This window comes from Caulobacter sp. GW821-FHT10A10 (assembly GCF_059415745.1).
In genome coordinates this window covers 28,006-40,646 of sequence record NZ_JBWKNV010000003.1, presented here as the reverse complement: position 1 = coordinate 40,646, position 12,641 = coordinate 28,006, and the positions used below count along the sequence as shown (strand labels likewise).

General features: G+C 68.5%; 9 protein-coding genes. 3 read left to right on the top strand and 6 right to left on the bottom strand.

The features are described 5' to 3' along the window. Positions 1 to 68 precede the first annotated feature (68 nt). From AC07NS_RS09425 to AC07NS_RS09415, 3 genes are all read left to right on the top strand, one after another. Positions 69 to 551: an Hsp20 family protein gene (locus AC07NS_RS09425; RefSeq protein ID WP_494602871.1), complete on the top strand. Its 483-nt coding sequence runs from the start codon at positions 69 to 71 to the stop codon at positions 549 to 551. 10 nt (positions 552 to 561) lie between these two features. Continuing rightward, the gene (locus tag AC07NS_RS09420) at positions 562 to 822 is read left to right on the top strand and encodes a hypothetical protein (RefSeq protein ID WP_494602870.1); all 261 of its coding nucleotides are present in this window, start codon (positions 562 to 564) and stop codon (positions 820 to 822) included. Between the two features lie 69 nt (positions 823 to 891). Next, positions 892 to 1,143, top strand: coding sequence for a hypothetical protein (locus AC07NS_RS09415; RefSeq protein WP_110117605.1), 252 nt, complete (start codon positions 892 to 894; stop codon positions 1,141 to 1,143). Between the two features lie 457 nt (positions 1,144 to 1,600). On the opposite strand, the gene AC07NS_RS09410 is transcribed toward AC07NS_RS09415, so the two are convergent. The 6 genes from AC07NS_RS09410 to glgB all read right to left on the bottom strand — a co-directional run bounded on the left by AC07NS_RS09410 (position 1,601) and on the right by glgB (position 12,445). Then, positions 1,601 to 1,954: a hypothetical protein gene (locus AC07NS_RS09410; protein ID WP_146217976.1), complete on the bottom strand. Its 354-nt coding sequence runs from the start codon at positions 1,952 to 1,954 to the stop codon at positions 1,601 to 1,603. Between the two features lie 79 nt (positions 1,955 to 2,033). Further along, on the bottom strand, positions 2,034 to 4,523 hold the full coding sequence (gene treY, locus AC07NS_RS09405; RefSeq protein ID WP_494602869.1) for a malto-oligosyltrehalose synthase: 2,490 nt from the start codon (positions 4,521 to 4,523) through the stop codon (positions 2,034 to 2,036). Then, entirely contained in the window at positions 4,520 to 6,496 is a 1,977-nt protein-coding gene (gene malQ, locus AC07NS_RS09400) for a 4-alpha-glucanotransferase (protein WP_494602868.1), read from the bottom strand. Before malQ ends, treY begins: the two co-directional genes overlap by 4 nt. Further along, positions 6,493 to 8,226, bottom strand: a complete 1,734-nt coding sequence (gene treZ, locus AC07NS_RS09395) for a malto-oligosyltrehalose trehalohydrolase (RefSeq protein ID WP_494602867.1) — start codon at positions 8,224 to 8,226, stop codon at positions 6,493 to 6,495. Before treZ ends, malQ begins: the two co-directional genes overlap by 4 nt. Continuing rightward, entirely contained in the window at positions 8,223 to 10,325 is a 2,103-nt protein-coding gene (gene glgX, locus AC07NS_RS09390) for a glycogen debranching protein GlgX (protein WP_494602866.1), read from the bottom strand. The genes treZ and glgX overlap by 4 nt, the downstream gene beginning before the upstream one ends. Then, complete coding sequence (glgB, locus tag AC07NS_RS09385; protein WP_494602865.1) at positions 10,322 to 12,445, bottom strand: 1,4-alpha-glucan branching protein GlgB; 2,124 nt, start codon at positions 12,443 to 12,445, stop codon at positions 10,322 to 10,324. The genes glgX and glgB overlap by 4 nt, the downstream gene beginning before the upstream one ends. Between the last annotated feature and the right edge of the window lie 196 nt (positions 12,446 to 12,641).

Here is a 12,641-nt window from a genome sequence, read left to right as displayed (position 1 = left end):
GCCTGGCCCTGGGGCGCGAGATGACGCTCAGCGCCCCTCATGTCCAACTTGCTTGCGAGGAGATGGAAATGAGCACAGCTTTTGACGTCACGCCTCTCTATAGCTCGCTCATTGGTGTCGATCGTTCGGTCGATTTTCTTGAGACTGCCCTGCGCGCTGAAGCCAGCGCCACTTATCCTCCTTACGACATCGAAAAGATCGGTGAGGACCGCTATCGCATCTCGCTAGCGGCGGCCGGCTTCGCGTCGACGGATCTCGAGGTCTTCGTCCAGCCCAATCTTTTGGTGATCCGGGGAGCGAAAGGCGCGAGCCCAGGGCAGGCGGTACGAGCGTTCCTCCACCAGGGCCTGGCCCAGCGCGCGTTCGAGCGACGGTTCGAACTTGCCGACTATGTCGTCGTAAAGGACGCCATCCATGCCCGTGGCGTCCTGACGGTCAATCTCGCCCGCGAGGCGCCAGAAGCGTTGAAGCCCAAGCAAATTCCCATCGCGTTGGGCGAAAGCCACCAAGCGCTGGAAGACCGATCCGCCACGACGCGTAAGGCCGCCTAGGGAGACCGCCATGCCCGTGAACATCAATGCCGAGCGGCCGCGCTCTTTGCCTACGCGGCCGGCCGTCGGGTTCCTTCACCCGCTTGAAGTTGTGAAGGACCAGGACTTGAACCCCGTCGAAAAGCGGGAAATCCTGGCGGCCTGGGCCTCCGACGCCAGCGCGGTCGAGCATAGGCCCAGTCAGAGATGGCTCTTGGGAACCCCCGCGCCGGTGCCGCTCAGCGAGATCCTATCCGCGTTGCGCCGCCTAGACCGCGACATGTTCTCTTGAGTTGGGGCGGGAGGCCGGCCAGCGCAGGCCGGCCGCCATTCGTCCCGCTCACTGTTCTGAGTTAGTCCTATGCCCTCTTTGCTCTTGGTCGAGCCGTCGGGCGACGGCTGGATTGTCCGCGGCGACTTCAGCGACAGCCCCCTGACGTACTCAAGCGGCGCCCGCGCCGAGCAGGCCGCGCGTGATTTGGCCCTTCGCCTTGCAGAGGCCGGTGAGCCGGTGGTGCTCGATATCCGGCTGCGCGACGGGGGGCGCGCCGGGCGTTTCTTGTTCCCGCCACATGAGGCGAAGACCAATAGGGTGGCGCTGCTGCGCGCCTAGCCAGGCCGCGAGCGTGCTGGCCGCCTAAACCTGTCCGACGGGGCGATTGGTCAGGGGCGCCAGCTACATGGTCAAGCTCAAGCCATGACGATCGGCGGCGCCTAGCCGGTCAGGCAGGTTTTCTGGTCGACGCCCAACTGGCCCTTTGGCGAAAAGCACGGGTTTCCCCAGGCCAGGAGAAGTTGGGCATCGGCGGTATCGGGCGAGCAGAACGAATGCGAGCGCTGCGCCTCGTCGTCGTCCGAAAGAGTGTCCGCCTTGGGGGCTCGCCACGTGGCTTCTTTCGACGCCTACGCCCTAGATCCCTAAGGCGCCGGGTAAGGCGCGGTCGGCCTGGGCGCGGACACGCGCCGCGCCCGCGTTGCGCCCTCAAGAATTAGGCCAGCGGCATCCGGAGGTTAAAGCCCAAGGGAGCGCCACGAAGCACAAACCTCTCGAGGCGGGCGCCGGGCGGTCTTCAACGCACCGCACGCAGGCGCGCAACCGCGTAGGTCGGGATAAGCGCCAAGGGCTCGCGCTCGCCGGCGGCCGACGCCAGCCAACGCGCCAGAGGCTTGAGGCTGACCGGGGCCCGGAAGGTCCGGCCGTCCTTGCTTACGGCGATCGACGGCGGCTGCTGGTCGTGAAAATCTATCGCCAGGTCGAGCGCCCGAGGCGCGCCGCCTGAGCGGGTCGCCGTCCAGTCTATGCTGGTGGGGCCAAGGCGGCTGGGGCGATCGAGCACCAGACGCTCGGGCTCGTAGCCCGCGCCGCGAAGGGCCGCGAGCGCCAGATAGAGCTTTTCCTCGTAATCGATCACGACCTTGGTCACCGCGCCCCTCCCCAGAAGCCGGACCATGGACGCGCCGAACGCGAGTCCTGTCAATCAGACGAGGCCGCGACCAAGGGTCTCAGACCACGGCCGCCCAGAACGGCGCGCCGCGCGTCAGATCGGCGATCGAGCGGCCGTCGGGCAGGGCGGTGTCGTCCCACCAGTCCGGCGTGATGCTGGGCGCGCCGCTCGCCAGACAGGCGGGCGCGCAGCCGACGCCGGCGATAACGACCAGTCGCTTGGATCCCGCGCCGCGCTCGAAGGCGACCACCTGCTCTGCGCGTCGGCCCCGGACCGCCAAAGCCTGCAGCGGTGCGCGAAAGACATCGGGATGCTGGCGGCGCAGGTGCAGGAGCTGCTTGATCAAGGCCTGCTTTGCGCCGCCGTCGCGCCAGTCGAACGCTCCCGGCTCGCTCTGAAGGGCCTTCATTCGCGCCGTGTAGTCGACCGGCCGCCGGTTGTCGGGATCCACCAGGCTGAAATCCCAAAATTCGGCGCCCTGGAAGAGATCCGGCACACCCGGCAGTGTCAGCCGCAGCCCCGCCTGCACCAGGCTGTTGGCGACGCCGGCTGGCGCGATGGTCGCCACCAGCGCTGCGCAGTCGTCACGGAAAGCCTCCTCCGGGCCCTCAAGCAAGCCTCGCAGGTAGTCTTCACAGATTGCTTCATAGGCCTCGTCCGGAACGCTCCAGGCCGAGCGCAGCTTGGCTTCGCGCAGGGCCTTGCGCTGCCAGCCGGCCAGGCGGTCGGCAAAGGCGGTCAGGCCTGCGCCATCCGTCGGCGGGAGGTCCAGAGGCCAGGCGCCCAGGATCGTCTGGTGCAGCATGTGGGCGTCGCCGGGCTCCATCGGGCCAGGCGGCGCGAGGTCCAGCCAGGCCTGGGCGCGAGCCGCCCAGGCCTCTGGCATGTGGCTCAGCACCGCCAGGCGCGCGCGGACATCCTCCCCGCGCTTGTGGTCGTGGGTGGCGGTGGTCAGCAGGCTGTCGGGGAAGGCCCGGCCGCGTGCGTCGGCGAGTGCCAGGAACCGGGCCGGCGATGTCGACAGGCGTCCAGGATCGAAACCGACATCGTTGCGTGAGAGGAGCCGGCCGTACCGATAGAAGGCGGTGTCCTCCACAGCCTTGGCGGCGACGGGCGCGCTGAGCTGCTCGAAGCGTCGAATGGCCTGCGCCCTGAGATCGGCGGGAAAGTCGCCGTCCGCCGCCAACCAGCGGCGGATCTGCGCCAGGGCGAAGGCCGAGGCAGGCTCCGCCGCGGCGGCGCGATCGAAAGGATCCTGCGTCGCCTCGTTCGTCTCGTTGGCATAGGTGCGATAGGTCGAGAAGGCGGTGATCAGCGCCGCCAGGGCCCGGCGAAGGCCTGGCATCGGCAGATCCCGCGTGGCGATGTCGGCCTGGGCGAGCCGATGGAAGGCTTTGGCGGCTGCATCCAGCTGGGCGGCGAAATCGCGGGCGAGCACCTCACGGCGAGCGGCGTGCTCCTCGATCGCGAAATCTTCGGGGCGACCGCTGACGGCGTTCCACAGCGCGGCCAGCGGCTGCGCGCCCGCCGACGCGTGCTGGACGGCGGAAATCTCGTTCATGACCTCGTAGCCGGTCGTGCCGTCCACGTCCCAGTCGTCGGCCAGAGCCTCGCCGCTTCCGAGGATCTTCTCGACGACCATCCAGGGCGTCCGGTCGGGCGCGGCCTCCACCAGCGCCTGTCGCAGGCGCCGAGCATAGACGCCGGGCAGGGCCAGGCCATCGACATGGTCGACCCGCAAGCCGTCGATCAGTCCCTCGCGGTAAAGCCTCAGCGGCAGGGCGTGGACGGCGTCGAAGACGGCGGGATCTTCGATGCGCAGGCCCGCCAGCTCGGTGATGTCGAAGAAGCGCCGCCAGTTGATGGCGTCGCCGGCCGTGCGCCACCAGGCTAGCCGGTAGTGCTGCTGCTCTAGAAGCTCGTGGAGGCTAGCGCCGTCAAAGATGCTGGCCAGGCGCTCTGGATCGATGTCGGCCACCGTGTCGGCTCCGACCGCCGCCAGGACGCTGGCATAATCCTCCCGCCTCAGCGGAAAGCGGTGGGCGCCATGAGCCAGGACGGAGAGGCGGCCAAGATTGGCTTCGACGTCGAGCACGATATCGCCGGCCGCAAGCGCCTGGGCATACGGCGCGCCCAGGAACGGGGCCAGCACCTTGCCGGCAAGATCGAGATCGGCCGGGGCCCAGTCGATATCGAAATGGCCGGCGTAGCGACTGGCCTGGCCGTTTTCGAGCACGTCCAGCCACCAGGCGTTGTCGCCGCCGCCGACCGCGACGTGGTTGGGCACGATGTCGAGCACCAGTCCAAGGCCGTGGGCGCGAAGGGCTTGGACGAGGGCCTGAAAGCCGTCTTCGCCGCCCAGGGCCGGATTGATGGTGGTGGGATCGGTGACGTCGTAGCCGTGTGTCGATCCCTGGCGCGCCGTCGCGATGGGCGAGGCGTAGAGATGGCTGATCCCCAGGGCGGCCCAATAGGGGGCCAGGGCGGCGGCGTCGGCGAAGGTGAAGCCGGCGTGGAACTGGACGCGGTAGGTTGCGGTCGGGGTCATCGCGGTCTCTGGGCGCGCAGCCGCTCGAGGCGCGCGGCGACTTGAGGTGAAGCAAGCAGGGCCGGGCTTGGCTGGGGAAGCCGGCGGCGCCAGTTGGGATGCAGGTCGACGACGCCCGGCAGGTTGGGCGCCTCGTCCAGGCCCGCCAGATCCTCTATCGGGATCAGGGCCAGCTCGCACGGGGTCGCGGCGACCAGCTCGAGAGCCAGATCGACGGCGGCGTCAGCAGCGTCGGCGGCTTGGGGGGCGTCGGCCGCGGTCGGCGGCGCGCGCGTCAAACCCGCATGATCGGCCGCCTGCCAAAAGGCCTGACGCTCGGCGGCGCGCTCCAGGGTTTCGGCGTCACGATCGCCAGGCGCGTCCAGACGGCGGCGCCAGTCGATATCGCGGCCGCGCCACCAGCCGGCGACTGGCGCCAGGTCATGGGTGCTGGTCATGGCCACGGCCAGGCTGTCCCATTCGCCGGGCGGCCTGAACCCGCCGTCGGTATCTCGTTCGAACGGCAGGACCCGCATGCCCAGAAGGCCGCGTTCGGCCAGACGCTCGCGAAACCCGGGCGGGACCACCCCAAGGTCCTCGCCGATCACCACCGCGCCGGCCCGGTGCGATTCCAGGGCGATCAGGCTAAGGAGGTCGTCAATGGGGTATCGCAGATAGGCGCCCTGATCGGCGCCGCCGCCGTCGGGCACGACCCAGAGCCGGCCCAGACCCAAGGCGTGGTCGATGCGTACCCCGCCCGCATGGCCAAGCGCCGCGCGCAGGGTGGTCAAGAATGGCTCATAACTGCCTTCGATGAGGGCGTCCGGGGCGAAGCTGGTGATGCCCCAGGCTTGGCCCGCAGCCTGGAAAGCGTCCGGCGGCGCGCCAAGCGTCAAGCCCATCATCAGGTCCTGCGGGCGGCTCCAGGCGTGCGCGCCGCCAGGATCGAGGCCCACCGCAAGATCGGTGATCAGCCCAAGCCCAAGACCGGCGGCCTTGGCGGCGGCCTGGCTCTGGGCCAGGCCAAGATCGGCCAGCCACTGAGCGAACAGGAAAAATCCGATCCGATCGCCCAGACCCAGGGCGTCGGCCTCGCGTTCGGCGCTCTGAGGGCTGCGGAAAGGCGCGGGCCAGGCTCGCCAGTTTCCCGCCCCGAAGGTGGGCGCAAAGCGCTCGTCCAGCGCCTCGAACAAGGCGTGCCGCTGCAAGGCTTGGCCGCCCGCGGCGATGAAGTCGTCCAGGCGCGGGTCGCCGGCGAACACATGATAGGCCGCGTTGAGCCTGGCAAGCTTGGCGGCCGCACTGGCGCTCCAGTCGATCAGGGCCTCGCCCGTCGCCGCAGGGGCTGTCCCGCCTATGCTGCTGGGATCGGCAAACATGATATTGAGGCGGTCGCGGCTGGAGGGCGAATAGGGACTGCAGCGCTGCGGCGCGGCCGGGAAGAGCGCATTGGTCGGGCTGATGGCCAGGGCGTCGGCGCCGGCCGCGCCGGCGGCCCTGGCGAACGCGGCCAGAGACGAAAAGTCCCCGAAGGCGCCGCTATCGCGCAGGGCGTAGAGCTGGACGCCAAGACCCCAGCCAGGACGGCCGAGAAGATCGCGCGGCGTCAGGCATCGCGCAGGACAGACCGCCAGGTACAGGCGCTGCTCGTCCACATCCAGCCAATGGTAGCCCGGCGTCTCGATCTTGACGCTAATCTGGCCGTCGCTGGCTGCAAGATCGAGGGTTTGACCGTTCTCGAGCGTCAGGCGGGCATGGCCCGATGCGCTGGCAAGGCTGAAGGGCGCGCCGGCCTGCACGATCATGAGGCCGCCGCGGCCGCGGCGGCCAAGCCGGGCCAGGGCCTCTTGCGGCGCCTTGGGATCATGGCCAAGGGCGGCGAGCACCGCCTCGATCGTCTCGCGCCCGACCTGGCGTTCGACCCCGTTGAAATCGGTCCAGTCGACCAGGATGCCGACGGCCTGCGCCAGCGCCAGCAACGGCTCGCGGCTCACGGCGCGGCCTCCAGCCAGGCGACAAAGCTGGCGGGCGCAAGCAGGCCGCCGCTCGGGGCTGCGCCAACCACGGCCAGCGGCGGGCCTTCCGGCGCTGCTGAGAGCACCGCCGGCTCCTCGCCAAGATTGACGGCCAGTGTGAAGGTCTTGGTCTCAAGCCGCCAGCTGGCCTGGACGGCCTTGGCGCCGATCGCCTCGGCGCCAAGGCTGATAGCCGTCTCGATGTGAGGCGCAAGGTGCTCGCGCCGCAAGCGCAGGAGGTGGCCGACGAGGGCGCGCCAGGCGGCTGGGTCGGCGCCGGGGCGCGGCCATGAGGCCTCGAAGGTTTCCTTGGCGTTGGGGTCTGGGATGGTCGCGCGGGCCTGCGGATCGGCGAAGGCCGGGAACTTGGCGAACTCGCGTCGGCGACCCTCGCGCACGGCGTCGGCCAGGGCGTCGTGAAAGTCGGTGAAGAACAGGAAGGGGCTGGTCGAGCCGTCCTCTTCCCCCATGAACAGCATCGGGATCTGCGGGCCAAGCAGCAGCAAGCCCATGGCCGCCTGCAGGCGCTCTGGCGCGACCATCTGCGTCAGTCGCTCGCCCAGGGCGCGGTTGCCGACCTGGTCGTGGTTCTGCAGGAAATTGACGAAGGCGGTCGGCGGCAGATGCCCGCTGGAAAGACCGCGCGGTCGGCCGTCATGATTGGGGGAGGGCTGGCCCTGATAGATGAAGCCTTCGGCAAGACAGCGCGCCAGGCGCTCGGCGGGGCGGTCGGCGAAGTCCTGGTAGTAGCTGCTGGTCTCGTCGGTGAGCAGGACGTGGACGACGTTGTGGAAGTCGTCGTTCCATTGGGCGTCGAAACCGGCCGTCAGCCGGGCGGCGTCATTGGCTTCGTTCTCGAGCACCAGATGGATCGGTCGCTCGACGATGCGCGAGCGGATCTCGGCCGCCATGGCGTCGAGAAAGGCGTTGTCGCCGATGGCGTGGACCGCGTCGAACCTCAGGCCGTCGAGCTTGTAGGTCTCGAGCCAATAGAGCGCGTTGTCGATGAAGTAGCGCGCCACCGCGGGCGTTCCGAAGGCGATGGCCGGACCCCAGGGCGTCTTGCGATCCTCGTCGAAGAACGCGCCGGCATAGAGCGGCAGGTAATTTCCGTCCGGGCCGAAGTGGTTGTAGACCACGTCCAGCAGCACCATCATCCCAAGGCCGTGGGCTTTGTCCACGAGGGCTTTCAGCTGGTCGGGCGAGCCGTAGGCCGGCGCCAGGGCGTAAGGCAGGACGCCGTCATAGCCCCAGTTGCGTGTGCCGGAGAACGCGTTGAGCGGCATCAGCTGCAGGGCCGTCACGCCAAGCCCGGCCAGGTCTGGCAGACGTTCGGCCAGCCCTTCAAAGCCGCCCATGACCCCGCAATGGACTTCATAGAGCACCGCGTCGGACCACGGCCGTCCTGGCCAGTCGGCCTGTCGCCAGCGATAGGCGCCATGATCCACAAGAAGGCTCCAGCCATGGACGTCGCTGTCGAGGGCCTGTCCGGCGGGGTCGGGAACGGCGAGTTCCTCATCAAGGCGAAAGCGATAGCGAGACCCTGGCGAGGCGTTGGCCTCAAGGCCAAACCATCCCTCGCCGAGCGGCTGCATCGCCTGCGCCGGAGCCCCGTTCAGCTCGAGAGCGACGCTCGCGCGGCCGGGGGCCCAGAGCGAGAACCGCACCTGGCCCGGCGCCGTCCAGGATGGACCGGCCCGCGCGGTCATGCCGCAGGCTCGACCGCGCGCAGCACCACCGCGCCGCCGCCGGCCAGGTCCAGGGTCTGGCCGACCTCCTCGGGGGGCGCGTCCGGCTCGGCGCTGTCGATCAGGCGCTCGAACGTCAGGCCCTCGCCGGGCAGGTTGAAGGTCAGGGTCTCGGACGCGCCGTTGAGCGCCAGCGCCAGGAGTTCAAGGCGGCCATCGCCCAGCCTGCGCGCGCGCCGCATCACCAGGGCCCGACCCTCGGGGTTTTGCCAGTCGCCCTGCGACAGGCGCTCGCCGCGCTCATCGAACCAGTCGATGTCCAAAACGCCCGGCGCGATCTCCTCCTGGCCGTAGAGAAACGCGCCGGCGCGCAGCAGGGGATGGGCTTTGCGCAAGGCGATCAGCCGGGCGGTAAAGGCGATCAGCGACTGGCCCGCCGGGCTGGCCGCCGTTGTCCAGTCAAACCAGCTGATGGCGTTGTCCTGGCAATAGGCGTTGTTGTTGCCCTGCTGGGTGCGGCCAAACTCGTCGCCGCCCAGCAGCATCGGCGTGCCGAGCGCGGTCATCAGCGTCGTGAGCATCGAGCGCTGGACGCGGCCGCGCTGGGCCAGGATCGCGTCGTCCTCGGTCGGGCCTTCGACGCCCCAGTTACGCGAATAGTTCTCGCTGTGGCCGTCCTGGCCGTTCTCGCCATTGGCCTCGTTATGGCGGCCGTCATAGCTGACAACATCCTGCAGCGTCATGCCGTCATGGGCGGTCAGCATGTTGATGCTGGCCCAGGGGCGGCGCGCGCGCCGATCGAAGAGATCGCCCGAACCGGACAGCCGCGCGGCCAGATCCGGCCGCTGACCCGCATCGCCACGCCAGAACCGACGGGTGGTGTCGCGGAACTTGTCGTTCCATTCAGCAAAGCTAGGCGGGTGCTGGCCCAGCTGATAGCCGCCCGGACCGATATCCCAGGGCTCGGAGATCAGCTTTAGCCGGCCCAGCACGGGATCCTGGCGCAGGACGTCGAAGAAGGCCGCGCCCGGCGAGAAGCCTGCGTCGCCCTCGCGGCCTAGCGTCACGCCCAGGTCGAAGCGGAAGCCGTCCACTCGGAAGGACTGAGCCCAGTAGCGCAGAGAGTCGGCCACCATCTGGATGACCCGAGCCGAGGCCATGTTCAGCGAGTTGCCAGTGCCGGTGTCATTGATGCAGTGGCGCGGGTTGTCGGCGACCAAGCGGTAGTAGGTGGCGTTGTCGAGGCCGCGCAAGGACAGGGTCGGCCCCATCTCGCTGCCTTCGGCGGTGTGGTTGTAGACGACGTCGAGAATGACCTCGATGCCGCTGGCGTGCAGCCGGCGTACGGCCAGGCGGAATTCATCGTGGCTGCCGCTGGCGAGATACCGCGCCTCCGGCGCGAAGAAGGCCAGGGTGTTGTAGCCCCAGTAGTTGGACAGGCCGCGCTCCTGCAGGAAGCGATCCTGGGTGAAGGCGTGGACCGGCAACAGTTCCAGCGCCGTGACGCCCAGGCGCTTGAGATGTTCGATGACCTTGGGGTGGGAAAGGGCCGCGAAGGTGCCGCGATCCTTAGGGCCGACCTCTTCGAGCAGGGCGGTCAGGCCCTTGACGTGGGCCTCGTAGATCACCGTCTCCGACCAGGGCGTGTTGGGCCGGCGATCGCCTTCCCAGTCGAAGGCGTCGGCGGTGACGACCGACTTGGGCATGGCCGGGGCGCTGTCGCGACGATCGAAGGAAAGATCCGCGCGCGGCGAACCGACATGGTAGCCGTGCAGGGCGTCGGTCCAGCGAAGCTGGCCGGCCAGGCGGCGGGCGTAGGGGTCCAGCAAGAGCTTGTTGGGATTGAACCGGTGGCCCTGTTCGGGCGCGTAGGGGCCATAGGCGCGAAAGCCGTAGAGCTGGCCAGGGCGCGCATCGGGCAAATAGCCGTGCCAGACCTCGTCGGTGCACTCGGGCAGGGGATAACGGGCCAGTTCCTTGCGGCCCGATGGGTCGAAGAGGCAAAGGTCGATGCGCTCGGCGTTGGCGGAGAACACCGCGAAGTTGACGCCAAGACCATCGAAAGTGGCGCCCAGGGGATAGGGCGATCCGGAGTCCAGGCGTTCGGGCGAGGGGGTCAAGCGCTAGGTCCTTCGTAACGGAGATAGACAGCGGCCAGCGGTGGCAAGGTCAGGTCCAGGGCCGGGCCGTCGGGATGGGAGAAGGCGCTCGCCCCGCCTCGGTTGCCAAGGTCGCCGCCGCCATAGACGGCCGCGTCGGTGTTGAGGATTTCGGCCCAGCGGCCTTCCAGCGGAACGCGCACCCGCCGCATCTGCGGCTGCGGCGTCATGTTGACGGCCACGATTAAGGGCGCGCCGCCATGGAAGGAGCGGCGCTCGAAGACGAAGACGCCGTCGCGATCGTGGTTCTCGGCGATCCAGCCAAAACCGCGCGCATCCGCATCGGTATGATGCAGAGCGCCTTCCTGGCGATAGACACGGTTGAGATCGCCGACCAGGCGTTGCAGCCCGGCGTGCTCAGGCGTCTCGAGCAAGGCCCAATCGAGCTCGCCGTCGTGGTCCCATTCGCGCCACTGGCCGATCTCGCCGCCCATGAACAGCAGCTTCTTGCCGGGATGGGCCCACATCAGCGCCAGGAGCGCGCGTAGGTTGGCGAACTGTCGCCAGCGGTCGCCCGGCATCTTCGACAGCAGCGAGCCCTTGCCGTGGACGACCTCGTCATGGCTGAGCGGCAGGACGAAGCGCTCGGTGAAGGCGTAGGTGAGACCAAAGGCCAAGTCTCCGCCGTGCCAGCCGCGATGGACTGGGTCACGGTGCATGTAGCGCAGGGTGTCGTTCATCCACCCCATGTTCCATTTGTACGAGAAGCCAAGACCGCCCTGATCGACAGGCGTTGTCACGCCCGGCCAGGCGGTCGACTCCTCGGCGATGGTGATGGCGCTTGGGAAGTGCTCGCTGACCGCCGCATTGAGCCGACGCAGGAAGGCTATGGATTCCAGGTTCTCGCGCCCGCCATGGATATTGGGCGTCCACTCGCCGGCCTTGCGGCTGTAATCGCGGTAGAGCATCGAGGCCACCGCATCGACACGCAATCCGTCGATGTGGAAGCGATCGAGCCAGTAGAGGGCCGAGGCCACCAGGAAGCTGGCGACCTCGTCTCGGCCCAGATTGTAGATCAGGGTGTTCCAGTCCGGGTGGAAGCCCTCGCGCGGATCGGCATGTTCGTAGAGGGCCGTGCCGTCGAAGCGCTCCAGCCCGTGGGCGTCGCTGGGAAAGTGGGCCGGGACCCAGTCGAAAATGACGCCCAGGCCCGCCTGATGGCAGCGATCGACGAAGCGAGCCAGTCCCTCGGGCGCGCCATAGCGTGCGGAAGGCGCGAACTGCCCGAGCGGCTGGTAGCCCCAGGAGCCGCCGAAGGGATGCTCCATGATCGGCATCAACTGAACATGGGTGAAGTCGAGGCCGGCGACGTAGGGGATCAGATGGTCGGCCAGGGCGTCCCAGTCGTGACAGGCCTGACCGTCCCAGGGGCGTCGCCAGGATCCGGCGTGGACCTCGTAGATCGAGATCGCCGCGCCGGCGTGATGGCGCGCGGCGCGGTCGGCCATCCAACCGTCGTCTCCCCAGGCATGGTCGAGTAGGGGCGCGACGATGGAGGCGGTGGCTGGCGGGGTCTCGCTGGCGCGAGCGAGGGGGTCGGCCTTGCGGCGCACGACCCCGTCGGCGCCTTCGACATCGAACTTGTAGCGCTCGCCAGCGGCGAGGCGCGGAATGAAGATCTCCCAGACGCCCGCCTCATGGCGCAGGCGCATGGGATGGCGCTCCCCGTCCCAGCTGTTGAAGTCGCCTACCAGGCTCACCCGCCTGGCGTTGGGCGCCCAGACGCTGAACGCCACGCCCTCGACACCTTCAAGCGCGCGGGGAACCGCGCCGAGCCGATCGGCCATGCCCATGACTTCGCCCTGTGCGATCGCCGTCAGGTCGGCTTCTGAAAGCACCGGACCAAAGCCATAGACGTCCTCGGTTTCCCAAGCGCTGTCCGGCCACAGCACGCGCAGAGCGTAATCTGCGGTCGGCTTGACCTCGCCGACGAAGAGGCCCGGCGAGGCCTCCTGAAGACGGCCAAGGCGTCGGCGGCTCTTGCGCGAGATGACTTCGACACCCGCCGCGCCGGGCTGAAACGTGCGCACGACGTCACCGTGGCGTCCAAGGTAGCCGAACGGATCGGACGCCCAGGCCACCGCACTCTCCAACCCCACCCGCCATCTCCAAATTGCTGCGAGTGCACAACGATCAGGCGATCAATCTGTGCCGGGAGCCATCAAAAAATATTCCCGGAACCCTTGGTCTCTCCCGTTGTTTCCGAGGCATCTCAAGGAGTAGCGGCGATGGCGTTCGGGGCGTGGCAGAGCTTATTGTGCAGTTGCGAGGAAGCGC

Bases quoted from the DNA above. Each gene is read 5' to 3' on its own strand.
- treZ (WP_494602867.1), bottom strand. From the start codon at position 8,226: ATGACCGCGCGGGCCGGTCCATCCTGGACGGCGCCGGGCCAGGTGCGG.
- treY (WP_494602869.1), bottom strand. From the start codon at position 4,523: ATGACCCCGACCGCAACCTACCGCGTCCAGTTCCACGCCGGCTTCACC.
- AC07NS_RS09425 (WP_494602871.1), top strand. From the start codon at position 69: ATGAGCACAGCTTTTGACGTCACGCCTCTCTATAGCTCGCTCATTGGT.
- AC07NS_RS09420 (WP_494602870.1), top strand. From the start codon at position 562: ATGCCCGTGAACATCAATGCCGAGCGGCCGCGCTCTTTGCCTACGCGG.
- AC07NS_RS09415 (WP_110117605.1), top strand. From the start codon at position 892: ATGCCCTCTTTGCTCTTGGTCGAGCCGTCGGGCGACGGCTGGATTGTC.